This is a genomic window from Microbacterium sp. 1S1, assembly GCF_008271365.1.
Classification (GTDB): domain Bacteria; phylum Actinomycetota; class Actinomycetes; order Actinomycetales; family Microbacteriaceae; genus Microbacterium.
In genome coordinates, this window is the sequence record NZ_CP043430.1 from 972,002 (window position 1) to 996,816 (window position 24,815).

A 24,815-nucleotide genomic window follows, 5' to 3' on the forward strand; every position below is an offset into this window, starting at 1 on the left:
CGTTCCGCGGGTCAGCCCGCGTCCACCTGGTCCTGGATCTGCTTCAGCACGTCGGCCGCCGGCTGATCCTGGATCTGCCCGAACAGCGACTTGAAGGCGCCGTCGGCGGCCGACCACTTCGGGTTCGTGGACGGGTAGAACTGCGCGTCGGGCAGCACGTCGAGGAACGGCTTGAGGGCCTCCTCACCGGACAGCTCCTCGGCGCCGGACTTCGTGACGGGCAGGAAGCCCTCCGCCTGCACCCACGGCACGTAGACCTCGGGCGAGTAGAAGTAGTCGAGGAACTTCGTGATCGCCTCCTGCTTGTCGCCGTCGTTCTCGAAGGCCATGAGCTGGTCCATGACGCCGAGCGTGAACGGCGAGCCGTCCTTCGTCGGGATCGGGACGATCGAGTAGTCGAGCTCGGGGTTGTTGTCGGCGATCTGGCCGACCGTCGGCGGCAGGCCGACCTGCATGCCGATCTTGCCCTGGATGAAGATGTCCATCAGCGGGGAGCGTTGCGTCGAGCCGGGGTCGGCCTGGGTGGCTCCGGCGTCGATCATCTTCTTGATCTGCTCGGCTCCTACGAGGTTCTCCGGGGTGTCGATCGTGATCTCCGACGCGTCGCCGAAGGATCCGCCGCCGCCCCAGAGCCAGACGGCGGCCTCGGCCTGGGCCTCCTCCGAGCCGAGCGGCATGCCGTAGCCCGCCACACCGCCGCCGAGGGCGGACACCTTGGTGGCGGCGTCGAGCAGGGAAGCCCAGTCGGTCGGCGCCTCGACGCCGGCCTCGGCGAGCAGGGCGTTGTTCACGAACAGGGCGCGGGCCGAGGCGATCATCGGCAGGGCGTAGGCGGTGCCGTCGACCTCGGCGTTCGCGAGGAAGGAGTCCTGGAAGTCGGAGTAGACGTCGTCGGACACGACCTCCTCGACCGGGTAGAGCAACTCGTCCTCGACGAAGCCGGCGAAGGGGCCGCCGTTGTAGATGTCAGGCGCCTCCCCGGCCTGGACCTTCGTGGAGATGACCTTCTCGAGGTTGTCCCACGACTGCACCTCGAGGTTGACGGTGATGTCGGGGTTCTCCTCGGTGAACCCGTCGATGACGTCTTCCCAGAGGCCCTTCGTGGCGTCGGAGTAGCTGGGGACGAGGAGGTCGAGCGTGTTGGCGTCGTCGCCGCCGCCGCTGTCCCCTCCCGATCCACCGAAACCGCAGGATGCGAGCGACAGCGTGGCGACGGCCGCGACCGCAGCGGCTCCGTATCGCCGTGACTTGTTCATGGGCATTGCATTCCTCACTGTGGGTGCTGCTCCAGCGGGCGGGATCCGCTCTCCGGAGAGGGGGGTGGTGCACAGTCGCAGAACACTCCACGCGACGGTGCGTGCTGATCGCGCCGCCGAGGTGGTCGCGATCGTCCGAGCGGGGGCTCGGGGGAACTCGTCCCGATTATTTGTCAGGCAAACAAACAAATCAAGATGTTGCTCTCTTGGGACGAAATACTATGATCGGATAACGCCTGAAACAATCACAAGTACGCAACATCTCGTCTGAAAGGCCCTCTCATGACCGATTCGCTGCCCGGCGCGCACATGCGCGAAGAGCTCCGCTCCCAGCCGCAGATGTGGGCCACCGCCGCCGAGCTCACCGCCGAGCAGGCCCTGCTGCCGGCCCGCGGATCACGGGTCGCGGTCGTCGGCTGTGGCACCTCGTGGTTCATGGCCCAGTCGTACGCCGCGCTGCGCGAGTCGTCCGGTCAGGGCGAGACGGACGCGTTCGCGGCCTCCGAGGCCTTCGTCGACCGTGGCTATGACGCCGTCGTCGCGCTCACCCGCTCCGGCACCACGACCGAGGTGCTGGAACTGGTCGACCGCATCAAGGGGCGCACCCGCACGATCGGCGTGATCGGCGACCCCGACTCGCCGCTCGTCTCGCTCGTCGACGATGCCGTGCTGCTGCCGTTCGCGGACGAGCAGTCGGTCGTCCAGACCCGCTTCGCCACGACCGCGCTCGCCCTCTTCCGCGCGTCGCTGGGCGAAGACCTCTCCGGGGCGATCGCCGACGCGGCGGCCGTGCTCGCAGAGGACAGCGATGACACCGACCTGCGCGATGCCGAGCAGTACACGTTCCTCGGACGGGGATGGACGATCGGCCTAGCGCACGAGGCAGCGCTCAAGCTGCGCGAGTCGTCGCAGTCGTGGACCGAGGCCTATCCGTCGATGGACTACCGCCACGGTCCGATCGCCATCGCCGCTCCGGGCCGGGTGACCTGGCAGTTCGGGGAGGCGCCGGAAGGACTGGCCGCGGAGGTGCGCGCCACGGGTGCCCGCTTCGAGCACCGCGCGATCGACCCCCTCGCCGACCTCGTGCGCCTGCACCGCACGGCCCTCGACCGGGCCGTGGCCCGCGGGCTCGACCCCGACCAGCCGCGCAACCTCACGCGATCCGTCATCCTGGATGCATGACGCCAGCGATCCCCGGAGCCGAGCGATGAGCCCGAACGACGCGGCGGACGCGGTCCCCGACGCGGCGAGGGACGAGACCGGCGACACGCTCGCCGCAGTGCGCACGCTCGGCGCCGGGGCGCCCGTCCTCGCCTTCGACGTCGGCGGGACCGACATCAAGTCGGCGCTGTTCGATGCGGACGGACGGGCGCGCGGACTCCGCCGCACGCCGACCCCCACCGCGGACGGCGATCGCACGCCCGCGCTGCTCGACCGGCTGGAGGTCCTCGCCGCGCAGCTCCGCGACGAGCATCCCGATGTGACGCCCCGCGCCGCCGGGCTCGTGGTGCCCGGCATCGTCGACGCCGCCGCGGGGGTCGGCGTGTTCGCGAGCAACATGGGCTGGCGGGACGCACCGCTCCGCGCACTCGCCTCGGAGCGCCTCCGCCTCCCCGTCGCCTTCGACCACGACGTCCGCGCCGCGAGCTGGGCGGAGCACGAACTGGGTGGCGCGCGGGCCTACGACGACGCGGTGATCCTCGTGATCGGCACCGGCATCGCCGGGGCCCTGCTCGTCGGGGGGCGACCATACACGGCCGGAGGCTATGCCGGTGAGATCGGGCACTCCCCGATCGCCGACGGTCCGGTCTGCCCCTGCGGTGCCCGCGGGTGCCTGGAGGCCGTGGCGTCGGCGGGAGCCATCGCGCGCCGTTACCACGAGGCCACGGGGACGGCTCCGGACGGGGCCAAGGACGTCATCGCCCGGGCGGCCGCCGGGGATCGGATCGCCGCAGGCATCTGGGATTCCGCGCTGGACGCTCTCACCCTGTCGCTCGCGCAGCTGACCGCCGTCGTCGCCCCCGAGGCCGTCGTGATCGGCGGGGGGCTGTCGCGGGCGGGCGGTGCGCTCTTCGACGAACTGCGCACCCGCCTCGCCGCCCGCCTCAGCTTCCACCGCCTCCCCGCGCTCGTCCCCGCCGAGCTGTCCGGCAACGCGGGACTGATCGGCGCCGCCCTCCGCGCCCGGGAGCTCGCATGATCCTCACCGTCACCCCGAACCCCGCGCTCGACCTCACCTGGCACGTCGATCAGCTCGTCGTGGGCGGGACGCACCGCGCCGACACCGGGGCGTCCCGCGCCGGCGGCAAGGGTCTCAACGTCGCCAGGGTCGCCCACGCCGAGGGGGCCTCCGTCCTCGCGCTGACCACGGCCGGCGGTCCCGTCGGCGCGGAGTTCGCCGCGGAACTCACGGCCAGCGGCGTGCCCCATGTGCTCGTGCCCGTCGCGGCCGATACCCGTCGGAGCATCGCTCTCGTCGACGAGGCCGCGGGCGACACCACGATCGTCAACGAGCGCGGGGTCAACCCGACCGATGCCGAGTGGGGCGGCCTCCTCGCGGAGGTCGTCGACCGGCTCCCCGGTGCCGGGGCCCTCGTCGTCTCCGGCAGCATCCCGCCGGGGGCGCCGGAGTCGCTCGTCCCGATGCTCGTCGCGGTGGGCGCCGACGCCCGGGTCCCCGTGATCGTGGACACCTCCGGTCCGTCGCTCCTGCGCGCCGCCGACGCCGGTGCGACCGTGCTCAAGCCCAACGCCGCGGAGCTCGCGGAGGCCACCGGCATCGCCGATCCCGTGGAGGGCGCGCGGTCGCTCCTGGCTCGAGGTTCGGAGCTCGTGCTCCTGTCGCTCGGGGCCGAGGGGATGCTCGCGGTCACCGCGACCGATCTTCTGCACGCCCGGCTCGACGAGCCGCTCGCCGGCAACCCGACCGGGGCGGGAGACGCCGCGGTCGCAGCCTGCGCCGTGCTCACGGCGGAGGGCGAGCGCGACCCCGAGCTCATCCTCCGTCGCGCCACCGCGTGGTCGGCGGCCGCCGTGCTCATGCCGCTCGCCGGCGACATCTCCCCCCGCTGGCGCGCGCTCGAAGAGCAGCTCCACGTCTCCCGTCCCGACCCCGCCTCCTTCCGGAAGGACCCCTCGTGACCCTCGTCTCCGCTCGGGAGCTCGTCTCCGCGGCTGCCGCCGCCGGCACCGGCATCGGCGCCTTCAACGTCATCCACCTGGAGACCGCGGAGGGTCTCGTCCGGGCGTCCGCGCTCGCACAGCTCCCCGTGATCCTGCAGATCTCGCAGAACTGCGCCGACTACCACGGCGGTCTGGAGCCCATCGCCCTCGCGACGCTCGCCGCGGCGCGACGCGCGGAGACACCGGTGGCGGTGCACCTCGACCACGCGGAGCGACCGGAGCTCGTCGATGAGGCCGTCGCCCTCGGCTTCGGCTCGGTCATGTTCGACGGCGGCGCGCTGCCTTACGACGAGAACGTGGCCGTGACCGCAGAGGTCGCCGCCCGTGCCCGCGCCGCGGGGGTCTTCGTGGAGGGCGAGCTCGGCGAGGTGGGCGGGAAGGACGGTGCCCACGCTCCCGGTGTCCGCACCGATCCCGACGAGGCGCGGGCGTTCGTCGCCGCGACCGGGGTGGACGCGCTCGCCGTGGCCGTGGGGTCATCGCACGCCATGACCGACCGCACCGCCTCGCTCGACCTCGACCTCATCGCCCGACTGCGCGCGGCCCTGGGGGGTGCCGCCGCAGACGGGAGCGACGTGCCCCTCGTGCTGCACGGATCCTCGGGGGTGGCCGACGCCGTGATCGCCGACGCGGTGCGCGCCGGGATGACGAAGATCAACGTCTCCACCCACCTCAACGGGTTCTTCACGCGCGCGGTCCGGGAGGTGCTGGCCGCCGACGAGCGCCTCGTCGACTCCCGCAAGTACATCGCCCCCGCTCGCACCGCGCTGGCGGATGAGGCCGCCCGGCTGCTGCGGCTGTTCGCGCTGCAGCCGTCGCAGAATCCCACTCCGGTCGCAGAGGATCCGGGGAAGGCTGCGACCTCGACGCGAAACGACGACCGGTGAAGCGCGCGGCCCGACTGCACGCGATCCTCGACCTCCTCGCCGCGGACGGGGAGGTGACGGTGGAGGAGCTGGTGGAGCGGTTCGGGGCCTCCCCGGCCACCACGCGCCGCGACCTCGACTCCCTCGCCGAACAGCGCCTCCTCACCCGCACGCACGGCGGTGCCGTGGCGCAGACCGTCGCCTACGAACTGCCCCTCCGCTACAAGAGCCACCTCCGCACCCACGAGAAGGAGAGCATCGCGCAGGCGGCGGCGGCTCTCGTCACCCCCGGGATGGTGGTCGGCCTCTCCGGCGGGACGACGACCACGGCCATCGCCGCCGCGCTCGCTGCCAGTGAAGACCTGGCTGCGGACGGCGGGATCACCGTCGTGACGAACGCCGTGAACATCGCCGCGCAGCTGGCCACCCGCCCGGAGATCAAGGTCGTCGTCACGGGCGGCGTCATCCACTCGCGTACGTACGAGCTCGTCGGCCCGTTCGTCGAGCAGCTGCTCCGCGGTGTGCGGCTCGACATGGCCTTCATCGGCGTGAACGGGATCGACGCGACCGCCGGCGCGACGACCCAGGACGAGCGCGAGGCAGCCGTGAACCGGATGATGGCGGAGCGGGCACGGCGCGCCGTGGTCGTGACGGATGGCAGCAAGCTCGGCGCTGAGGCCTTCTCCGTGGTCGGCGGGCCGGACCTCTTCGGCACGATCATCACCGACCGCGCAGCGGATTCGGCCGCCGTGACCGCGCTGCGCGCGGCCGGCTACACGGTGATCCTCGCCTGAGGTCGGCAACCGCGCCCTCCCCACGCCCCGAGGGCCTCGGCGTCCCCAGATCGCCGAGGCCCTGCAGGAACGGCGCGGCTGCATACCGCGACCCCCTGAGCAGATGGTGTCCGTCTCGTCTTCGCGCTCCCCAGCGGCGTTTCCCAGATCCGACGGCGCCTCCCTCGCGCCTCTCCCTTCGAGGCCATTCGCCCGACACCTTCCGAAGAACAGGAGAGAGCGCCCCCTGTTCTGATACCTCGACGCGGGAAAAAAGTCAGAATCCGTTGCCGTGACACTGGAATGGGGCGGAAACCCCCGTCACCGATCCTGCGCGCGCCAGCGCCTCGGCGGGTGAAACCCCCGCAGCGAGCCCCCCGTGCACGGCCGTGAGGAGCTCGCACGCGTCGTCATCGGGCACCGAGACCGGGGCCGCGATCACGCAGTCGGTGCCGGCGTGCAGCCACACGCGCGTCATCCCCAGCGCCTCCTCGCCCCAGCGCACCGACGATCGCCCCAGCTCGCACGCGGACAGCACCACGGTGGGCGGGACGCGGGGGATGAGGTCGACGTCGTAGCCGAACAGGATCCCGTCGGCGAGCTCGAACCCGGAGAAGAGGGGGTTGTCGACCGCGTGGCGCCCGTGTGCGGCGATGTGGAGGACATCGACGGAGCGCGCAAGGTCCGTGACCGCCGTGACGGTCGCTTCCGAGCCCTGCAGTGCGCGAGTCGTCCCCCGTCCTTCCCACGGCCCTGCGGCGCGCTCGACCTCCTCGACCGCGCGGGGAACCCGGGGTCCGGCCGCGAATCCCACACGCGGCGTCGTGACCGTGGCACTCGTGCCGTCGAACCAGCGCGAGGCCGAGGTCGCGAGCGTGAACGGCACCCCGTGCATGCCGGGCATCATCCCCCACGGCACGCCGCCGAGGATTCCCGGAACGGTGAGGACCAGCCGTCCGGCGCCCCCCGTCGCGCGGCGCATGGGGCCGAGCAGTTCGTCGTCGAGGACTGACAGGCGCGCCGCCAGCGTGCGTGCGGTCACCGGGCCCATGGCACCGCCGCGGGTGAGCGCAGCCATGTCGAGGTCGGCGCGGAGGCCGTCGAGGGCAGCCCGCACGCGCGGCCAGGCGAGGTCGACGACGACCGCCCCCTCCGGCTGCACCACGACCCCGTGCAGCCCGGTGCCGGTGTAGACGTACGCCAGCACCGCCGTGTCCGGCGGGAGGAGCGCGGTCGCCTCCGCCAGTGTCCGGCGCTCTCTCGTCGCCCCGGAGCCGGTGGCGGACCACTGCCGCTCCCGCACCCGGTCGCGGAGCGCGCGAACCGTGGGATCCGTCGTCCAGTCCGCCCCCGCGAGGTCGGCGCGCAGCATCCGCAGCTCGGCGAGGTCGGCGGCGAGCGCCTCGTCGTGCGGCGGCCGGACCGGGGCGACCTGCTGACTGAGGTGCCGGGCGCGCTCGGACCACTCGAAGAGCGTCGCCGGGTCGCGGCGGCGGACGGCCGCGGCGAGTCCCGTGAACACGAGGTCGCTGGCGTGCATGGCGACGGACGCTTGCAGATCGAGGGCGCCGAACGATCGCTGCCAGGCGGCCAGCAGGTCGAGCCCGGTGGCAGCGGCCCGCAGCGCTTCCCCGTCCCGACCTCGCCGCGCTGCCCGGACGGCGCGGACCTCGTGCGACCGGAGGCGCAGCGGCGTCGGGTCGGAGGCGGAGACGCGGGGGAGGCGCCCGGTACCGTCCCGGCGGGCGCTCAGGCGCAGGGCGGTGGCCTCGGTGCGGAAGCCGCTCCGGTCGAGCTGTTGCGCCACGCGTTCGAACGCCGCCGCGTCCGCGGGGCGATCGGGACGGAGCCGCTGCCGGGCCTCGAGCTCCACCGCCGCGGCGCGGGCCGCCCAGCCGCTGCTGCCGAGCGCGGTGAAGCGGCGGGCGGCCGTCCGGGCCGCGCGCTCAGCGGCCCGGGGGTCGTGGCGGACGAGGGAACGGGCGAGGTGGAACTCCGCCTCACCGCGTGCCTGGCGCATCCGCTGCGCGCCGAACTGCACGGCCACGCGGGCGAGCAGGGCCTCCGCCTCGGTCGTCAGTCCGGCATCGCGAAGCACCTCCGCGCGGTCGAGGTCGCTGATGGCGGTGGCGAGGGCACTGGTGGCCGCGAACGTCGGACGGGACTGGGCCATGAGGCGCAGGGCCGACACGAGGTCGCCTCCGAGGAGGGCTGCGTAGCCGAGATTGTGGGTGGCCTCGGCGAGGGAGTCGTGGTCTTCGTGCGCCTCGTAGATCGCGATCGCCCGTCGGAGGTCGGCCGTGCAGGTCTCCAGACGGTGACGCTGCATCCGCACCACCGCCCTGTTCATCAGGCAGTTCGCGAGCGCGGTGGTCTCGGCGCCGGTGGCGGCGAGAGCGTCGATCGCGGCGGTCAGGCACCCCTCGGCCTCGTCCAGCCGTCCGCCGTGCATGAGGAGGGCGCCGAGCTGGCCGCCGAGGAGGGCCACGGTCTCGGCCTGCAGCCCGTCCCTGCCCAGCGCCTCGCGGCACAGCGACTCCGCTGCCGCGGGCTCTCCGATCTGCGCGAGCACGTACGCGGTGGTGCCGTCGATGCGCGCGCGGAGGTCGGCGTCGTCGGTGCGGGCGGCGGCCTTCTCCAGTTCCCGCCGGGCGCGCGTGAACTGTCGGGCGTTCGCCGCCTCGACGCCGCGCCGATGCAGCGCGCTCGCGGACAGGGGCATCCGTCCAGGATGCCGTGCCGCGGTGGTCGCACGGAAGGGCGCGAGACGTCAGGTCCTCTCGTGCGGAGTCGGCAACGCCGACAGGACCGCCGCAACCGCCTTCGCGGCGACGGCCGGTGTCACCCCCACGGCGGGGACGGCACCGAGCTGAGCCGCGACGCGGCCGGCGATGAAGGGAGCGGCGAACGACGTACCGCTCCACACCGCGAAGCCGCCCCGGTAGTCGTCGGGATCGAGGGTCTGGCGGGGCAGCCCGTCGATGTCCGCGCGGGTGGCCGCCTGCGCGCCGCCGACGAAGGCCGGCGACGTGCTGACGACGGCGGCGCCCGGGGCGTAGACCTGCACCCACGGGCCGACGTTCGAGAACAGGGCGACGGAGCGTGCCGACGGGTTCAGGGCGCCGACCGACACGTGCGGGGCGCCGTCGTCGGACGGCAGCCCGTTGTCGGCGCCGGGCCACGGCCAGAGCGACGCCGGGAAGGACGGGCGGTCGATCGCGTCGTTGCCCGCCGAGCAGACCACCACGCAGCCCAGCTCCCTGGCCTTCGCGAGCAGCTCGTACAGCGTCGTGCTGAACAGTCCGTCAGTCGGCGTCTCGTGGTAGTAGCTGAGGGACAGGTTCAGCACGTCGATCGGGAAGCCGGTCTTCGGGTTCTCCCGGTGCCGTCGGAGCAGTTCCACGACCTGCGCCACGGTCTCCAGGAGGGTGCTCTCGTCGACCACGCCCAGCGCCCCGGCGACGCGGATCGAGAGGATGTCGGCGTCCGGAGCGGCCTGACGCACGATCCCGGCGATGAACGTGCCGTGCCCGGCGACCGCGTCGATCTCGCCGTCGAGCTGGCCGTACAGGTCCGGGTAGCGTTCGGGATCGGCGTCGTCCGTGAAGCCCACAGGGACGCCGTCGAGCTCGACGTGCCGGGTGACGATGTCGGACGGCAGCCATGCGTGCTCGCCGCAGCCCGTGTCGAGGATCGCCACGACGGGCCGCCGTCCCCTCCTCGGAGCGGCCGCGCGCGCCGGGGCAGGGCCGAGCCAGGTGACCGGCTGCCGCGCCCCGCGTCCGGGCTCCAGATAGTCGTCGCTGCCGCCGCCACCCGGTGCCGCGCCGCGGACGGGGTTCGTCCGGGTGAACGGGTTCGTCCGGGTGAACGGGTTCGTCCGGGTGAAGGGATTGAGCCCGACCGGATCGATCGACAGCACGTGCTCGAGGCTGGTCCGCGGCATCGTCGAGCGGGACAGGCGCCGCGCGCGCTGCAGCACACGCCACGCGTCCGGAGCCACGGGGGACTCCCCGCGGGTCGGCTCATCCGGCGTGGTCAGGCGCGCCCGGAGGAACCCCGCTACGCCGGGCACGAGCTCGCCGTTGCCGACCGCTCGCTCCCGGTCTTCGATCTCCAGCCGCCAGCCGAAGGAGTCGGCGGCGTCCCGCAGGGCGCGCAGTTCGCGGTCGTACGCCTCCTGCTCGTCGAGGGCGCGTGTGATCAGCAGGCGCTCCGGCAGGTACGCGGTGGGGAACGCTCGGATCCCGTCCACCGGTTCCGTACTCGGGTCGAGGGCGGTGCCGCGGCGGATCGACCCCTCCGCGCGGTCCTGCCAGGTCCATCCCTCGGGCTGCTCCATCGATCATCCTCTCCATCGTGACGCCGGCGACATCGTCGGCGTCGAGGGTCACAACTCGAACTGCGGCGTCTCGAGGGTGCGGGTCTCGTCGCCGACCGTCGCCGTCAGGCGCACCCGGCTCATGCCCGGCGGCACCTCGTCGAACACGAATCGACCGGTCTCCGCCGGTGTCGTGCGACGTTCCCGCTTGCCTTGCCGCAGCACGATCTCCGCGGCGGCGGTGTCCACCCAGCCGTCCACCCGCCGCCGTCCGGAGGCGGTCGTCGTGACGTGGAGGAGGACGCTGGTGCCGCCGTCGCTGAACTGGAGCGTCAGGGCGTCCGTCTCGCCGCGGATCGCGCCGAGCGGCCCTTCCACGAGGGTGAGCAGGGCGTACTCGCGGTTGAGCCCGTCCGCCGCGACCGCCGCGACCATTCGATCGATCAGTCCGGCAGGAACAGGGTCGACCGCTCCCCAGAGGCTGCGCAAGCGCGCGAACAGCCGGGCGTCGTCTTCATCGCTCATGATCGTCCCTCCGTCCGGGTGGCCGGGGTGTCGAGGAGGTCGCGAAGCTTCGCGAGGCAGCGGCTCCGGGTCGGGCCGATGCTGCCGACGGGCATGGACAGGTCGCGAGCGAGGCGGGCGTAGTCAGGGCGGTCCTCGAAGGCGATCACGCGGAGGAGGCGCTGGCATCGCTCGGCGAGACGACGGACGGCGGCCCAGAGCCGGCGGTTCTCATCGTCGAGCGTGGCGTGCTCCTCCGCGGACGCCTGCTCGGGAAGGAGCACGTCGAGGTCGTCGGATTCCGCGGTGTCGATGCGCCCGTGCGCTTTGCCGACCTTCCAGGCTTCGCGGCGAGCCGTGGTCGTCAACCAGGCGGAGACGGCGCGCGGATCGGCGATGGCCCCGTGGCCGCGCACGAGCTGGAGCCAGGTGGTCTGCACGACGTCCTCCGCGAGGGTGCGTTCGAGGCCGTAGGCGCGCACGACGTGCCACAGCACGGGGGTCATGAGCCGCACCAGTTCGTCCATCGAGCGGCCGTCGCCATCGCGCCAGGCATCGAAGAGGTCCGCGGCGCGTTCCCAGCGTGCGCGCCCGTCGTCGGATGCCGGATCGGAGGCGGCGCCGGGGGCACCGTCGATCATGAAGCCCATTGTGATCACACCCACCAGGAGCACGGCAAGAGCCCCGTGATACATGGCGCGGTCCAAGAATTCCGACGGCCGTTCCGTGGACCCGCGATGCCGTCGCTAGTCTCCACCTCAGTCCGCCTCGTACCGGGCGGCGTGCGCGGCCCATCGTGACTCGACCGGGAGGCTGCGGAGGGCGCGGTTCCCGATCGCGAGGACGGCGGCCACCACGCACAGGGCCGCGCAGATGAGGATGGTGCCCTGTCGTCCGAGCCCGGCCAGGCCGAAGCCGGCGATGAGCGGGGCGAGCGGCATCGCCCCCATCGCGAGGACCCCCATGGCGCTGTTCGCGCGTCCCAGCAGACGTGACGGCGTGGCCACCATGAAGTAGCCCATCATCCCGGCGTTGAGGGCGGGGACGAGAAGCACCGTGGCACCGAGGACGACGGCGACGGCCCACGGCGCCGACACGGACGAGAGCACGATGGTACCGAGGGCGACGACCGTCAGCCCGACGATCGTGAGTGGCCCCGCCGGGATCCGCGGGACGAGCAGCGGGGCGACGATCGCACCGGCGAGCATCACCGCGCCGATGGCGGCGCTGACCGTCCCGATGAGCAATTCCGAGTGGCCCGCCTGCTGCAGCGCGTAGACGGCGGTGGTGATCGCGGCATTGAAGCCGAGATTGACGATGGTCATGATGAGCATCACGCCGCCGAGGTCGGGGCGCGACAGCAGCCAGCCGAACCCTTCGCGGAGTTCCCGCCGGGCGTTCGGGCGAATCGCGGGTGCGTCGAGGCCCGCGTCCTCCTCGGCGCCGGTGTCGGTGATGCCCGCACGTCTGGTCTGGCGGCCGAGCAGCCCGGCGGTCACGGCCGCGACGAGGTGGCAGGCGGTCATGACGACGCCGACGAGCCAGCCGCCCACGCCGAGCAACAGCCCGCCGAGCGGCCCTCCGGCGAGCTGGAGGGCCGCATCGCGCCCCTGGTTCGCGGCCTGCGCGCGCCCCATCGCGTCGTCCGGGACGATCTCCTTCAGCGCGCTCTCCCCGGCGACGTCGAACAGGCCGCTCCGGGCCGCGAGCAGCACGTCGATCACGAGGAGGGTGGCGAAGGTGAGGGATCCGCTGACGGCGAGCAGCGTGAAAGCCCCGGCCAGCACGATGCCCAGGAGCGAGCCGACGAGCATGAGCACGATGCGCCGATGCCGGTCCGCGAGGATCCCGCCCCAAACGGTGAGCAGCACGCGCGCGACCATCCCCGCCCCCGCGATGATGCCGGCCTGCGCGGGATCGTTCGTGACGATGAGGGCGAGGAGCGGGACGGCGAACCCGAACAGTGCGGAGGCGAGTCCCTTGCTCGTATCGCTGACGAGCCACGTGAGGTAGCGCGTGTTTCGCCACAGGCGGTGGGGGGTCGTCGTCGTGCTCATGGCTCGACGATAGTTCCGCAAGATAAATTGCGCAAGGATTCGTGCGGAATTCGCCGACTAGGATCAGGGAATGGCCGACGATGCGGAAAAGACCTCCCGGGAGGACGCCGCCTTCATGACGTCGGCCATGCTCAAGGCCTACTCCCACCCGCTGCGCCGCCAGATCCTCCGCCTCATCGCGCGCCGTGGCTTCCTGCGCGCGGCGGACGTCGCGAGCGACCTCGACGTGCCGGCCAACAGCGCCAGCTTCCACTTGCGGACCCTTGCCGACGCCGGGCTCATCGAGGAGGCGCCTGACCAGGCCAGGGACCGCCGGGATCGGGTCTGGACGGGGCGGAAGGGTGCCCTCACCGTCGGCGGCCCCGAGAACCCGGTCGCCGACGAGGCGCTCGGCGGGGCGGTCGTGACCGCGCTCGCCGAGGATCATCAGGAGCTCGTGCGGCGCGTGATGGCCTGGACGCCCGAGTACGTGTCCGGTCGCACCGCCGAGGTGCACGCGTCGTTCGTGCAGCGGACCATCCGGCTGACCGAGAGGGAGTTCGAGGATGTGATGCGCCGGATCAACGACGTCCTCTCCGCGGCCGACGCGGCGCACGACGACGCCGACCCCGCGGGCCGTTACTGGCAGCTGGACATCGTCGTCGCCGACGACACCATCTGAATCACTCGCCCTCGTCGTCGGGGCGCTCGCCGCTCAGGATGAGGATACGGCGCAGATGCATGGCCGTCAGCACGCCGGGCCCCATCGAACTGCGGGCGTCGAACGTGCGATCGTCGACGCGCTCCAGCAGGAGCCGGATCGCTCGCGCGGCCTCCCCGCGGCGGCGATGCGCTGCGCTCGAGGCGGGGTCGTCCTCGGCGATGACGTCGGCGACGGCGTGGCAGGCCGCGGACAACGGCTCGGGCAGCGCGGGGTCCAAGGGCATGGCGGCCGGGCGCTCCCAGATCGTGTCGGCGGTCGCGTCGGCGATGTCACGGATGAGATGCGCGATGCGGTCGAGCGTGGAGAGCTGATCGTGGACGTGGGCGGTGCCGGCGTGGCGGCGGCGCGCCCGAGGGTTGTAGCGGACGCTCTCGTCGGCCTCCGCCAGGGCCGAACGGAGGTCGGCGGTGGTCTCGGCGAGGGCGGCGGCATCGTCCGCCCACTGGGCGGTCTCCGGGGGCCAGGACTCCGACACCGCGGAGCCGATGTCGTGCAGGTGTCCCGCGAGCTGCCGTCGGAACTGCTCCACCCGCGCCTCGGCGGACCCGACGAGCGGCGCGGGAGCGATCAGGAGGTTGACCGCCAGCCCGATCACGACCCCGACCCCCATCTGGGCCAGGTAGCCCAGGGAGTAGTCGTCCGCGTTCTGACCGCCGATGATGAGCACGAACAGCGCCGCCATCGGGACGTACTCTTTCCCGGCGCCGAACCACCCGGTGCCGGAGACGAGGACGCCGAGGCCGACCACGAGGGGGATCGTCCACCACGTCGGTCCGACCGTGAGCACGACCACCGTGGCCAGACCGATACCGGTGGCGAGACCGAACAGGGTCTGCAGGCTCGACCGCATGGACCCCATGAGCGTCGGATACATGCTCACCAGTGCCCCGAGGGGCGCGTAGTACGGATACTCGTCGGTGACCCCCGGCATGTGCGGCGCGATGGTCCACGCCAGCGCGACGGCGAGCGCGGTCTTGGCGACGAGGAGCAGGCGGCCCGGCCGCACCGCGTCGTGGAGGGTCCGGGCGAGGTATGAGCGGCGCTCGCGCAGGCGCAGCCGCGGGTGGTCGGGCGTCACGTCATCCTCTCGTCGCCGCGATCGGGTGGTCCTGACTGGCGAGGATAGGCGCCGCGACGGCGTGCGGCCACCCGGTTGCCCCGGGCGGGGTCGGAGGGTAGGGGCGGGAAGACGCGGATGCCGCGGCCGCGCGTCCTGCGCAGCCGCGGCATCCGCGGATCCCGACGGCTCCCGTCAGGGGGTGGCCCGCCGGAAAGCGAGGAAGGAGACGACGCTGAGGACGGCCACGATCACGAGCCCCCAGAGGGCGAGGCCCACGGCGCCGAGGTCGAGGATGCCGAGCCACACGTCGCCCCACAGCTCGAGTCGCGTCACGAGGAAGACGACCGCCACGAGGAGGAGAGCCAGTCCGACGCCCACGATGGTGAGCACCATCGGACCCCAGCTCTTGTAGATCGTCGCGCCGGTGAAGCCGACCACGAAGAAGAACAGGGCGAGGGTGAAGTAGACGATGAAGGCGCCGAGCGGTCCGGCCTCCCACAGCCACGGCAGGTGGAACACCCAGCCGTTCACGCCGTAGCCGTTCGTGGCCAGCTCGATCCCGCCACCAACGATGAACAGGAGGCCGAGCAGCGCGCTGCCGAGGGCCGCGGTGAGGAGCGTCCCGATGAAGAACTCGCGTCGGGTGACGCTCATCGCCTGCGAGAACGGGAAGGTCATGGTCATGGCCGACAAGCCGATCGCGAAGAAGTACCAGAGCGGCGCCTGGCCGCCTCCTCCGTACTTGGGGGCGTCGCCGGGGATCATCGCGTAGATGAGGACCGAGATCACCACCGCCGAGCCGAGGATGATCAGCGGCACCCAGACGAACGTCTGCCGGTTGATGAGCTGCAGACGGATGACGTTGAGCGTGCGTCGCATCAGCGGACTCCTTCCTTCGGGGCATCGGCTCTCGTCCCGGTGTGGGCCTCGGCCTTCTGGGTGAGACGGACGATGAGCTGCTGCAGTGAGACGGGGGCGAGGTCGAGGCCCGCAGCCCGCACCTCGGCCCGGTCCTCGGCGGTGAGCGCACCGAGCACGGTGACCGAGGCGACCCGTCCGAGCTCATCGCGGTGCAGGACCTCCCGGCCTGTGGTCCAGGCGTCGACCTTGGCGGCGTCGCCCACGACGGTCACGGCGCGGTCGCGGACGGCGTCCGTGTCCTCGTTGAGGAGGATCTGCCCGTTGTCGATCACGATGACCTTCTCGATGAGGTTCGCGACCTCGTCGATCAGGTGCGAGGAGAGGATGATCGTACGGGGGTGCTCCGCGTAGTCCTCAACGAGCCGGTCGTAGAAGATCTGCCTGGCGACCGCGTCGAGTCCGAGGTACGGCTCGTCGAAGAACGTGATCTCGGCGCGGGAGGCGAGGCCGATGATGACGCCCACCGCGGAGAGCTGGCCACGGGACAGCTTCTTGATGGCCTGCTTCATCGGCAGCTGGAACTCTGCGATGAGCTCGTCCGCGAGATCCTGGTCCCAGTGCGGGAAGAACAGGCGCGCGGCGGCGAACGCATGCCGCGGGGTGGCGTCGTCCGGGTACTTCTGGCTCTCCCGGACGAAGCAGATCCGGCCGAGCACATGAGCGTTCTCGTACGGGTGCTCCCCGAACACCTTCACGGTGCCGGACGACTCGAAGTTCTGCGCCGTGAGGATCGACATGAGTGTCGTCTTCCCGGCACCGTTGCGGCCGAGGAGCCCGTAGATCGAGCCTCCCTCGAGCGAGAGCGACACGTTGTCGAGTGCCCTCTTCTCCTTGTAGCGCTTGGTGAGGTTCTGCACCTCGATGACGGCGGTCATGCGGGGTTCTTCCCTTCTGGGGTGGGGGCGAGTGCGGCGCGCTGCCGGAGCAGGTCCGCGAGGTCTTCCGCGCCGAGGCCCAGCGTGCGGGCCTCCGCGAGGAGCGGGTCGATGTAGCGGTCGGCGAAGGCGGCGCGGCGCTCGCCGAGGAGCAGGCTTCTGGCGCCTTCCGAGACGAACATGCCGATGCCTCGGCGCTTGTGGAGCACTCCCTTGTCGGTGAGCATGGCGACTCCCTTGGCGGCGGTAGCGGGGTTGATGCGGTAGAACGCGGCGAGCTCGTTCGTGGAAGGGGCCTGTGCCTCCTCGGCCAACGAGCCGTCGAGGATGGAGTCCTCGATCTGCTCGGCGATCTGGAGGAAGAGCGGCTTGCCTTCTTCGATCACGAGTCCTCCATGGTTGCTGGGTTACTTACTTGACTAAGTAACCACGGAACCGCGAGTGATGTCAACCCCGGTCTCGCGCCCGGGCACAGCTTCGGCGATGTCCATCGACACGCCGTCGCGGGGTCGAGCCCGGCGGCGTGTCGGCCGCCAGCTCCGAAGCTGCGCCCAGGGCGGGGCGGGCGGCCGCGTACAGTGGGCTGGTGCCGGAGTTCCCCTACAGCCGTCTGCGTCGCTGGCCTGACGTCGAAGCGGACAACCTCCAGGCGCACGATGCGACCGACCTGCTGCTCGTGGAACGGGCGCTCGCGCTCGACGTGCCAGGGCCCGAGACGGTCGTGATCGGGGACGAGTACGGTGCCATCACGCTGGCTCTCACGGCTGCCGGGCGGAACGGGATCCGGGTGCATCAGGACCTCGCGACCGGTCGGCGGGCTCTGCAGCGCAACGCGGAGGAGCTCGGGCTCGACGGCTTCCACCCGCACGACCTGGAGGAGAGCCTGCTCACCGGCGCCAGACTGGTGCTGCTGCAGTTGCCGAAGGCCCTCGCCGAACTGGAGGAGATCGCGGATGCGGTCGCCCGGTGGGCGGCCCCCGACGTGGTGCTCGTCGCCGGAGGGCGGGTGAAGCACATGACCCTCGCCCAGAACGAGGTGCTGGGGCGGAGCTTCGCGCGGGTGCAGGCCCAGCGTGCCGAGCGGAAGTCGCGACTGCTCGTCGCCACCGAGGCCCTCCCCGTACCCGAGTCCCCGCCGTTCCCGGTCTCCGCGCGGCACGGCAGCCTCGTCCTCGTCGCCCACGGCGGCGCATTCGCCGGGCCCCGTCTCGACATCGGCACCCGCGTCCTGCTCGAGGTGCTCGACCTCGACGGTTCACAACTCAGGAGAACACAGACGACACGCGCCGAAAATGCGCCGAACGGCGGCGAGAGCGCCCGTTCTTCCGGAGTTGTGAACACCGACGGTCGCCGCATCCTCGACCTCGGCTGCGGAACCGGTGCGCTCGCCGTGTCCTGGGCGCTCGCCCAGCCGGGGGACCGGGTCACCGCGACGGATCGCTCGGCCGCGGCCGTGGCCTCCGCCCGTGCCACCGCGGCCGCGAACGGTGTGGGCGACCGGGTTGTGGTCACCCACGACGACGCCGGTTCGGAGCTGCCGGACGGGAGCTTCGACGCGGTGCTCCTGAACCCGCCGTTCCACCTCGGCACGAGCGTGCACACCGGTGCCGCGAGTCGGCTGTTCGAGGCCGCGGCGCGGCTGCTCCGGCCCGGCGGAGAGCTCTTCACGGTGTACAACTCGAGCCTCGGCTACCGGGCCGAGCTGACCCGGCTGATCGGTCCCACGGAGCAGCTCAGACGGACTCCGAAGTTCACCGTGACCCGCACCCTCCGGCGCCCGTGAAGCCGGGGTGCCGAGATTGCTAGACGCTCGTACTATCCCCCGGTCAGCCGCGGAAACCCGGGCACGTCGCCGAGGCAGGATTTGCCGCTGACCGGCCATTTCGTTACGTTGGGAGTCGGGCCTGACGGCCCGAAGACCAGTCCGCGGTCGCGTCCTTCCTTCGATGAGCTGTGCGGCGAAGAGGCGTGGGCGTATGGTCGATCCCCTCTGCGACGGATCCGAAATCCGACGCCTGTGCCGCCACAGCGAAGATGTCGAACGGCCTCGTGAGGATCACCCGGGCGTGACCGAAGCAGGCTCGGCCACCCGAGGCCGAGCCGCAGGGGAAACGTGTCCGAAACAGCACTCGAAGCGCGCCATCTGTACAAGGTGTTCGGGAGGAATCCGAGCACCGCCGTCCGCCGACTGAAGGCCGGGGAGAGCCGTGCCGCCGTCGCCGAGGCGGGCACCGCCGCCGTCATCGACGCCAGCTTCACCGTCAACCGCGGTGAGATCTTCGTCATCATGGGCCTGTCTGGATCGGGCAAGTCCACCATCATCCGCATGCTCAACGGGCTGCACGACATCACGGACGGCACCGTCACCGTCGGGGGCGACCCGATCACGGGCATCCCCGCCGGGCGGCTGCGGGAGATCCGCCGCGACCGCATCTCGATGGTGTTCCAGCACTTCGCCCTGCTGCCGCACCGCACGGTCGCCGCCAACGTCGCCTACCCGCTCGAACTCAAGGGCGTCGGCAAGGCCGAGCGCCAGGCGAAGGCCGAGGAGATCCTTGCGCTCGTCGGGCTCGAGGGCCAGGGCGACAAGCTCCCCTCCGAGCTGTCCGGTGGGATGCAGCAGCGCGTCGGCATCGCCCGTGCCCTCGCGGCCGACAGCGACATCCTGCTCATGGACGAGGCCTTCAGCGCCCTCGATCCGCTGATCCGCCGCGAGATGCAGGAGCAGCTCCTGGAGCTGCAGCAGAAGCTCCAGAAGACCATCGTCTTCATCACGCACGACCTCAACGAGGCCATGTTCCTCGGCGACCGCATCGCCGTCATGCGCGACGGTCGGATCGTCCAGATCGGCACGCCGGAGGACATCCTCATGGACCCGGCGAACGACTACGTCGAGCAGTTCGTGCAGGACGTCGACCGCGCGCGTGTGCTCACGGCCGCGAACGTCATGGAGCGTCCGCGCCCGGTCGTGGCCGAGTCGGCAGGGCCCCGAACGGCGCTGCGTCAGATGCGCGATGCCTACATGTCCGCGACGTACGTGGTCGGCAAGGACCGCCAGCTCGTCGGTGTCGTCACCGACCGCGACGCCGTCAAGCTCGTCCGTCAGGGCGCCACCCGCCTCGACTCCATCATCAAGCCGGTGCTGCAGAGCGTTCGCGAGGACGAGGTCCTCATGAACCTGTTCGTGCCCGCCGTCGAGTCGCCGCTTCCTCTCGCGGTGGTCGATGCCGACGGCCGACTCGCGGGCGTGATCCCGCGCGTCACCCTGCTCGCGGCGCTCGGTCCCGGGCCCGGAGCGACCGAGGAGATCCTGCTGCCGATGGCCCCCATGCCCCAGGCGGAGATCGACGCCGTGCTCGACGACGGGTGGACGGCCGAGCCAAGCCCTTCGACGAGCTCAGGGACCCAGGGCGGGTTCGGCTCAGGGACCCAGGCCGAGGCGGAGGGGGTGCGCTGATGGACGGTTTCCGCATCCCGGTAGGCGACTGGGTCGCCGCCGGCGTCGACTGGATCACCGCCAACCTCGACGGCCTGCTCGACGCCGTGTCGTTCGTCGTGAGTTTCCTCGTCGACGGCCTCACGCGCCTCCTGCTGACGCCGCACTTCGCCGTCATCATCGTGATCGCGGCACTGATCGCCTGGACCGTGCGCTCGTGGCAGCTCGCGATCGGCACGATCCTGTCGTTCGGGCTGATCGTCGCCATGGACCTCTGGGTCCCGGCGATGCAGACGCTCGCCCTCGTGCTCGTCGCCGCCGTCGTGGCCGTGCTGATCGCGGTGCCGCTCGGCATCTGGTCGGCCCGCAACGCGACGGTACGCGCGACGCTGAAGCCGGTGCTCGACTTCATGCAGACGATGCCGGCCTTCGTGTACCTGATCCCCGCGATCGTGTTCTTCGGCATCGGGGTGGTGCCCGGCCTCGTGGCCACCGTGATCTTCGCGCTGCCTCCGGGCGTGCGCCTGACCGAGCTGGGCATCCGCGGCGTCGACGCGGAGACCGTCGAGGCCGGGCACGCGTTCGGCGCGACCCCGGGGCAGATCCTCCGCGGGATCCAGTTGCCGCTCGCGATGCCGACCATCATGGCGGGCGTCAATCAGGTCATCATGCTCGCCCTGTCCATGGCCGTCATCGCCGGCATGGCCGGTGCCGACGGGCTCGGGAAGATGGTGGTCGAGGCGATCTCGACGATCAACATCCCCAAGGGTGTCGAGGCCGGACTGGGCGTCGTGCTCATCGCCGTCTTCCTCGACCGGGTGACCGCGGCTCTGGGCGCGCCGGGCGAGAACCGCTCGTCGCTGCTCGGGATGCTGAAGCGTCGCGGTTCGTCCCGGCCCTCCGCCCCCGTGGCGTCGGAGCCCGCAGCCGCCGCGCCCGCCGAGTCCGCGCCGACCGAGTCCGAGCTCGCCCGCGCCTGAGCGCCCCTGTCCCGCGCCCCCGTCTCCGTCCCACCCCCTTATGCCCGGTGCGGGACGGAAAAGGGGCGCGGGCGCCGGGATCCCGGCACTGTTTCGATCCCGCACGCCTGTCCCGCGGCCTCGGCCGCACCTCCGGAATCACATACGGAACGCAAGAGAGAGTCACATGACGAAGAAGATCCTGACCATCACCGCCCTCGGAGCGGCCGCAGCGCTCACCCTCGCCGGATGCAGCGGCGACGGTGCCGGCGGCACGAGCGGCGGCGGAGACGGCGCCGAGGACAAGGGCACCATCACCCTCGGGTTCCTGCCCTCCTGGACCGACGGCCTCAGCACCGCCTACCTCCTGCAGGACCAGCTCGAGAAGATCGGTTACACGGTCGAGATGAAGACGCTCACCGAGGCCGGCCCGCTCTACACCGGACTCGCGCAGGGCGACGTCGACATGTACCCGTCCGCCTGGCCGGAGCTCACCCACGCCGAGTACATGAAGAAGTACGGCGACGACATCGACGACCTCGGCGCGTACTACGAGAACGCGAAGCTCACCCTCGCGGTGCCGGAGTACTCCGACCTCACCTCGATCGAGGACCTCGCGGGCAAGGGTGCCGACTTCGACGGCAAGATCTACGGCATCGAGCCCGGTGCCGGACTCACCGCTCAGACCCAGAAGATGATGCCCGAGTACGGTCTCGACGGCGAGTACGAGCTCGTCACCTCGTCGACCGCGGCGATGCTCACCGAGCTCAAGACCGCGACCGACAAGCAGGAGGACATCGTCGTCACGCTATGGCGTCCGTTCTGGGCCAACGACGCCTTCCCCGTGAAGGACCTCGAAGACCCGAAGGGTGCCATGGGCGAGGCCGAGGGCCTGCACTTCCTGGGCACCAAGGGTTTCGCGGACGAGTTCCCCGAGGCGGCGGAGCTGATCGAGAAGATCAAGCTCGACGACGAGCAGTACGGCGCGCTCGAAGACCTCGTGGTCAACGAGTACGGCGAGGGCAAGGAAGCCGACGCGGTCGACGCGTGGCTGGAGGAGTACGGCGACCAGTTCGACTGGACCGTCACCAGCTGACACCCGTCGCACGTCTCGAAGGAGGGTCTCCCGCAGCGGGAGGCCCTCCTTCGTCGTCGGTGGGGCCCTTACATTCGCGGGAGGAAGGTGGAAGCATGGCGCGAAACCGGCGGGTCGACCGGCCCGCGGACGGGGGGACACGACCATGTGCACAGGACTGAGCTTCACGACGGCCGACCACTACTTCGGGAGGAATCTCGACCTGGAGTTCTCGTACAACGAGACCGTGACGGTCACACCGCGGAACTTCCCGTTCCCGTTCCGCCGCCTGCCGTCGCTGCCGGCGCATCACGCGATCATCGGAATCGCGACGATCGCCGACGGCTACCCGCTCTATTACGACGCGGTCAACGAGAAGGGGCTCGGGATGGCCGGGCTGAACTTCCCGGACAACGCGCACTACCCGGCGCCGGGGTCGGCGGACACCGAGGTCACGCCGTTCGAGTTCATCCCCTGGGTCCTCGGACAGTTCGAGACCGTGGCGCAGGTGAAGGACGCCCTGAGGTCCGTGAGTCTCGTCGACATCGACTTCAGCCCGGAGTTCCCGCTGTCGCCGCTGCACTGGATCATCGCCGACAAGACGGCGTCGATCACGGTGGAGAGCGTGCGCGGCGGCGTCAAGGTGTACGACAACCCGTGGGGCGTGCTCACGAACAACCCGACGTTCGACATCCACAGCTTCCGGCTCAACGACTTCCAGCACCTGTCGAAGCGGCAGCCGGAGAACACGTTCGCGCCGGAGGTGTCGATGGACCTGTACAGCCGGGGCATGGGCGGGATCGGGCTGCCAGGCGATCTGTCGTCGTCGTCGCGGTTCGTGAAGGCCGTGTTCACGCGCATGAACTCGGTGTGCGGGACGACGGAGTCGGAGTCGATCAGCCAGTTCTTCCAGATCCTCGGTTCGGTCGCGCAGCAGCGCGGCTGCGTGCAGGTCGGCGACGAGGAGAAGTACGAGATCACGATCTACTCGTCGTGCGCCAACACCGCCACGGGCGTGTACTACTACACGACCTACGAGAACAGCCAGATCACGGGCGTCGACATGCACAAGGAGGACCTCGACGGGTCCGAGCTCGCGGCGTATCCGCTCGTGAAGGGCCAGCAGATCGCGATGCAGAACTGATCTGTCGCCCGCGCAACCCCCTGATCGGGTGCGCGCCGGCGGCGTAGCCTGTGGCCGTGGACGGGTTCGCGGCGGTCGACTTCGGGTTCGCCCGCGAGGTCCTGCAGCGGGGCATCGCGGCGCTGTACCTCGTCGCGTTCGTCTCGACGCTGAACCAGTTCCGGCCGCTGCTGGGCGAGCACGGACTGCTCCCCGCCCCCGCGCTGCTCGACTGGGTGGCGAAGAAGCGCGAGCGACGGAAGCTGCTGCACCCCACCCTCTTCACCCGGGTCCGCTACACCGACCGGCGATTGGTCGCGCTGTGCGGGGCCGGGATCGTCATCGCCGCCCTGGTCGTCGCCGGGGTGCCGCAGCTCGGGCCGCCCTGGGTGCCGATGCTCGCTTTCCTCGCTCTGTGGTCCGGCTACATGTCGGTGGTGAGCATCGGGCAGACGTTCTACTCGTTCGGGTGGGAGATGCTGCTGCTGGAGGCCGGTTTCCTCGCGGCCTTCCTCGGCTCGAACGACCAGCCGCCGCCGACGGTCGTGATCGTGCTGTTCTGGTGGTTGCTGTTCCGGCTGGAGTTCGGCGCCGGGATGATCAAGATCCGCGGCGGCCGCGAGTGGCGCGACCTCACCGCGATGACCTTCCACCACGAGACGCAGCCCATGCCGGGGCCGCTCAGCCGGCAGGCGCACCTGCTGCCGCGGTGGTTCCACCGGCTCGAGGTCGTCGGGAACCATGTCGCGCAGCTCGTCGTGCCGTTCTTCCTTTTCGCCCCGCTCCTGTCGCTGTGGTTTCCCCGCAGCGCGTGGGTTCCTGAGCTTGTCGAAGGAGTCGCGTGGGTGGGCGCCGTCGCCGGCGGGATCGTGATCGCGACGCAGCTGTGGCTCGTGCTCACCGGGAACTTCGCGTGGCTGAACTGGGCGACGATCGTCCTGGCGTTCTCCGCGATCGGGCTTCCCGGCATCGGCGCTCCTGCCGCGTCACCGGAGACTTCCCTGCCGGGGACCGTGTCGGGCCTGCCGCTGTGGTGGGTCGTGGTGACCTCGGCGGTCGGGCTGCTGTTCGTCGTCCTGAGTGTGCCCGCCGTGCGCAACCTCTTCGCGCGGCGGCAGCTCATGAACGCGAGCTTCAACCGCTGGCAGCTCGCGAATGCGTACGGCGCCTTCGGCACCGTCACGCGACAGCGGGTCGAGATCGTCGTGGAGGGGTCGGACGACGAGGAGGGCCGGCACTGGCGCGAGTACGAGTTCCGCGGCAAGCCGGGGGATGTGCGGCGGATCCCGCGGCAGTTCGCCCCGTACCACCTGCGGCTGGACTGGCTGATGTGGTTCCTCCCGCTCGGGCACTCTCTCGACGACTGGTTCTCCGTGTTCCTCGTGCGGCTGCTGGAGGCGGACCCCCGGACGCTGCGGCTGCTGCGCGTCGACCCCTTCCACGGCGAGCGGCCGCGGTGGGTGCGGGCCGTGTCCTACCGCTACCGCTTCACGACCCGCGCCGAGCACCGTGTCGACGGAGCCGTCTGGATCCGGACCGGTCGTCGTGTGGTGCTCGGTCCGGTCGGGCTCCGTTGACGTCGAGTCACGCACGCTGCTCCGTACCCGGTGTGGATGGAACAACGCAGGCGATTCGAACATCAGCCGAGCGCGGCGAAACGCCCCGGCCGGGGAGAGTCCCCGGTCGGAGCGTTCCGTCTCGCT

Annotated in this window: 22 protein-coding genes; 12 read left to right on the forward strand and 10 right to left on the reverse strand. The window is 71.2% G+C overall.

Translation table 11 applies throughout. The annotated features are described in order from the left end of the window. Window positions 1–11 precede the first annotated feature (11 nt). Window positions 12–1,262 carry an extracellular solute-binding protein gene (locus tag FY549_RS04920; RefSeq protein WP_259614116.1) on the reverse strand — a complete coding sequence of 417 codons (1,251 nt, stop codon included), beginning with the start codon at window positions 1,260–1,262 and terminating at the stop codon, window positions 12–14. Window positions 1,263–1,538: 276 nt separating this feature from the next. Here FY549_RS04920 and FY549_RS04925 point away from each other — a divergent pair, with 276 nt between their 5' ends. From FY549_RS04925 to FY549_RS04945, 5 genes are read left to right on the forward strand one after another with little or no spacing between them, the layout of a single operon-like run. Further along, window positions 1,539–2,438: an SIS domain-containing protein gene (locus tag FY549_RS04925; protein ID WP_149084081.1), complete on the forward strand. Its 900-nt coding sequence runs from the start codon at window positions 1,539–1,541 to the stop codon at window positions 2,436–2,438. 25 nt (window positions 2,439–2,463) lie between these two features. Beyond that, window positions 2,464–3,456: an ROK family protein gene (locus FY549_RS04930; protein ID WP_149084082.1), complete on the forward strand. Its 993-nt coding sequence runs from the start codon at window positions 2,464–2,466 to the stop codon at window positions 3,454–3,456. Continuing rightward, window positions 3,453–4,397: a 1-phosphofructokinase family hexose kinase gene (locus FY549_RS04935; protein WP_149084083.1), complete on the forward strand. Its 945-nt coding sequence runs from the start codon at window positions 3,453–3,455 to the stop codon at window positions 4,395–4,397. Before FY549_RS04930 ends, FY549_RS04935 begins: the two co-directional genes overlap by 4 nt. Then, complete coding sequence (locus FY549_RS04940; RefSeq protein ID WP_149084084.1) at window positions 4,394–5,326, forward strand: class II fructose-bisphosphate aldolase; 933 nt, start codon at window positions 4,394–4,396, stop codon at window positions 5,324–5,326. The genes FY549_RS04935 and FY549_RS04940 overlap by 4 nt, the downstream gene beginning before the upstream one ends. Beyond that, complete coding sequence (locus tag FY549_RS04945) at window positions 5,323–6,099, forward strand: DeoR/GlpR family DNA-binding transcription regulator (RefSeq protein ID WP_149084085.1); 777 nt, start codon at window positions 5,323–5,325, stop codon at window positions 6,097–6,099. Before FY549_RS04940 ends, FY549_RS04945 begins: the two co-directional genes overlap by 4 nt. Window positions 6,100–6,355: 256 nt before the next feature. Here the strand turns inward: FY549_RS04945 and FY549_RS04950 are convergent, their stop codons facing one another. The 5 genes from FY549_RS04950 to FY549_RS04970 form a co-directional block, all read right to left on the reverse strand. Then, complete coding sequence (locus FY549_RS04950) at window positions 6,356–8,800, reverse strand: CHAT domain-containing protein (RefSeq protein ID WP_149084086.1); 2,445 nt, start codon at window positions 8,798–8,800, stop codon at window positions 6,356–6,358. A gap of 48 nt (window positions 8,801–8,848) precedes the next feature. Then, window positions 8,849–10,420 carry a S8 family peptidase gene (locus FY549_RS04955; RefSeq protein ID WP_149084087.1) on the reverse strand — a complete coding sequence of 524 codons (1,572 nt, stop codon included), beginning with the start codon at window positions 10,418–10,420 and terminating at the stop codon, window positions 8,849–8,851. A 48-nt stretch (window positions 10,421–10,468) separates the two neighbouring features. Continuing rightward, window positions 10,469–10,924 carry a hypothetical protein gene (locus FY549_RS04960; RefSeq protein ID WP_149084088.1) on the reverse strand — a complete coding sequence of 152 codons (456 nt, stop codon included), beginning with the start codon at window positions 10,922–10,924 and terminating at the stop codon, window positions 10,469–10,471. After that, complete coding sequence (locus FY549_RS04965; protein WP_259614115.1) at window positions 10,921–11,544, reverse strand: RNA polymerase sigma factor; 624 nt, start codon at window positions 11,542–11,544, stop codon at window positions 10,921–10,923. Before FY549_RS04965 ends, FY549_RS04960 begins: the two co-directional genes overlap by 4 nt. Before the next feature lie 117 nt (window positions 11,545–11,661). Then, a complete protein-coding gene (locus FY549_RS04970; RefSeq protein WP_149084089.1) occupies window positions 11,662–12,960 on the reverse strand; it encodes an MFS transporter in 1,299 nt (432 codons plus the stop codon). A gap of 70 nt (window positions 12,961–13,030) precedes the next feature. Here FY549_RS04970 and FY549_RS04975 point away from each other — a divergent pair, with 70 nt between their 5' ends. Beyond that, entirely contained in the window at window positions 13,031–13,621 is a 591-nt protein-coding gene (locus FY549_RS04975) for an ArsR/SmtB family transcription factor (protein ID WP_149084090.1), read from the forward strand. Window position 13,622: 1 nt separating this feature from the next. Here FY549_RS04975 and FY549_RS04980 read toward each other — a convergent pair whose 3' ends face one another. The 4 genes from FY549_RS04980 to FY549_RS04995 form a co-directional block, all read right to left on the reverse strand. Then, window positions 13,623–14,741 (reverse strand): FUSC family protein, encoded by a 1,119-nt coding sequence (locus FY549_RS04980; protein WP_149084091.1) that lies wholly within the window; start codon window positions 14,739–14,741, stop codon window positions 13,623–13,625. A gap of 174 nt (window positions 14,742–14,915) precedes the next feature. Beyond that, window positions 14,916–15,602, reverse strand: a complete 687-nt coding sequence (locus FY549_RS04985) for a hypothetical protein (protein ID WP_149084092.1) — start codon at window positions 15,600–15,602, stop codon at window positions 14,916–14,918. Then, window positions 15,602–16,519, reverse strand: coding sequence for an ABC transporter ATP-binding protein (locus FY549_RS04990; protein WP_149084093.1), 918 nt, complete (start codon window positions 16,517–16,519; stop codon window positions 15,602–15,604). Before FY549_RS04990 ends, FY549_RS04985 begins: the two co-directional genes overlap by 1 nt. After that, the gene (locus FY549_RS04995; RefSeq protein ID WP_149084094.1) at window positions 16,516–16,905 is read right to left on the reverse strand and encodes a GntR family transcriptional regulator; all 390 of its coding nucleotides are present in this window, start codon (window positions 16,903–16,905) and stop codon (window positions 16,516–16,518) included. The genes FY549_RS04990 and FY549_RS04995 overlap by 4 nt, the downstream gene beginning before the upstream one ends. A 200-nt stretch (window positions 16,906–17,105) precedes the next feature. Here FY549_RS04995 and FY549_RS05000 point away from each other — a divergent pair, with 200 nt between their 5' ends. The 6 genes from FY549_RS05000 to FY549_RS05025 all read left to right on the forward strand — a co-directional run bounded on the left by FY549_RS05000 (window position 17,106) and on the right by FY549_RS05025 (window position 24,689). Beyond that, complete coding sequence (locus FY549_RS05000) at window positions 17,106–18,302, forward strand: class I SAM-dependent methyltransferase (RefSeq protein WP_149084095.1); 1,197 nt, start codon at window positions 17,106–17,108, stop codon at window positions 18,300–18,302. A gap of 330 nt (window positions 18,303–18,632) precedes the next feature. After that, window positions 18,633–19,976: a glycine betaine/L-proline ABC transporter ATP-binding protein gene (locus FY549_RS05005; RefSeq protein ID WP_200838749.1), complete on the forward strand. Its 1,344-nt coding sequence runs from the start codon at window positions 18,633–18,635 to the stop codon at window positions 19,974–19,976. Then, window positions 19,976–20,935: an ABC transporter permease gene (locus FY549_RS05010; RefSeq protein WP_149084096.1), complete on the forward strand. Its 960-nt coding sequence runs from the start codon at window positions 19,976–19,978 to the stop codon at window positions 20,933–20,935. Before FY549_RS05005 ends, FY549_RS05010 begins: the two co-directional genes overlap by 1 nt. A 166-nt stretch (window positions 20,936–21,101) precedes the next feature. Beyond that, complete coding sequence (locus FY549_RS05015) at window positions 21,102–22,010, forward strand: glycine betaine ABC transporter substrate-binding protein (protein ID WP_149084097.1); 909 nt, start codon at window positions 21,102–21,104, stop codon at window positions 22,008–22,010. Between the two features lie 145 nt (window positions 22,011–22,155). Next, a complete protein-coding gene (gene bsh, locus FY549_RS05020; RefSeq protein ID WP_149084098.1) occupies window positions 22,156–23,133 on the forward strand; it encodes a choloylglycine hydrolase in 978 nt (325 codons plus the stop codon). 56 nt (window positions 23,134–23,189) lie between these two features. Then, window positions 23,190–24,689: a lipase maturation factor family protein gene (locus FY549_RS05025; protein ID WP_149084099.1), complete on the forward strand. Its 1,500-nt coding sequence runs from the start codon at window positions 23,190–23,192 to the stop codon at window positions 24,687–24,689. Window positions 24,690–24,815 lie beyond the last annotated feature (126 nt).

Coding starts and splice junctions, on each gene's coding strand:
- FY549_RS04965 (WP_259614115.1), bottom strand. CDS start 11,544: ATGATCGACGGTGCCCCCGGCGCCGCCTCCGATCCGGCATCCGACGAC.
- FY549_RS05015 (WP_149084097.1), top strand. CDS start 21,102: ATGACGAAGAAGATCCTGACCATCACCGCCCTCGGAGCGGCCGCAGCG.
- FY549_RS04920 (WP_259614116.1), bottom strand. CDS start 1,262: ATGCCCATGAACAAGTCACGGCGATACGGAGCCGCTGCGGTCGCGGCC.
- FY549_RS04950 (WP_149084086.1), bottom strand. CDS start 8,800: ATGCCCCTGTCCGCGAGCGCGCTGCATCGGCGCGGCGTCGAGGCGGCG.
- FY549_RS05010 (WP_149084096.1), top strand. CDS start 19,976: ATGGACGGTTTCCGCATCCCGGTAGGCGACTGGGTCGCCGCCGGCGTC.
- FY549_RS04930 (WP_149084082.1), top strand. CDS start 2,464: ATGAGCCCGAACGACGCGGCGGACGCGGTCCCCGACGCGGCGAGGGAC.
- FY549_RS04990 (WP_149084093.1), bottom strand. CDS start 16,519: ATGACCGCCGTCATCGAGGTGCAGAACCTCACCAAGCGCTACAAGGAG.
- FY549_RS04975 (WP_149084090.1), top strand. CDS start 13,031: ATGGCCGACGATGCGGAAAAGACCTCCCGGGAGGACGCCGCCTTCATG.
- FY549_RS04985 (WP_149084092.1), bottom strand. CDS start 15,602: ATGCGACGCACGCTCAACGTCATCCGTCTGCAGCTCATCAACCGGCAG.
- bsh (WP_149084098.1), top strand. CDS start 22,156: ATGTGCACAGGACTGAGCTTCACGACGGCCGACCACTACTTCGGGAGG.
- FY549_RS04970 (WP_149084089.1), bottom strand. CDS start 12,960: ATGAGCACGACGACGACCCCCCACCGCCTGTGGCGAAACACGCGCTAC.
- FY549_RS04925 (WP_149084081.1), top strand. CDS start 1,539: ATGACCGATTCGCTGCCCGGCGCGCACATGCGCGAAGAGCTCCGCTCC.
- FY549_RS04935 (WP_149084083.1), top strand. CDS start 3,453: ATGATCCTCACCGTCACCCCGAACCCCGCGCTCGACCTCACCTGGCAC.
- FY549_RS04960 (WP_149084088.1), bottom strand. CDS start 10,924: ATGAGCGATGAAGACGACGCCCGGCTGTTCGCGCGCTTGCGCAGCCTC.
- FY549_RS04955 (WP_149084087.1), bottom strand. CDS start 10,420: ATGGAGCAGCCCGAGGGATGGACCTGGCAGGACCGCGCGGAGGGGTCG.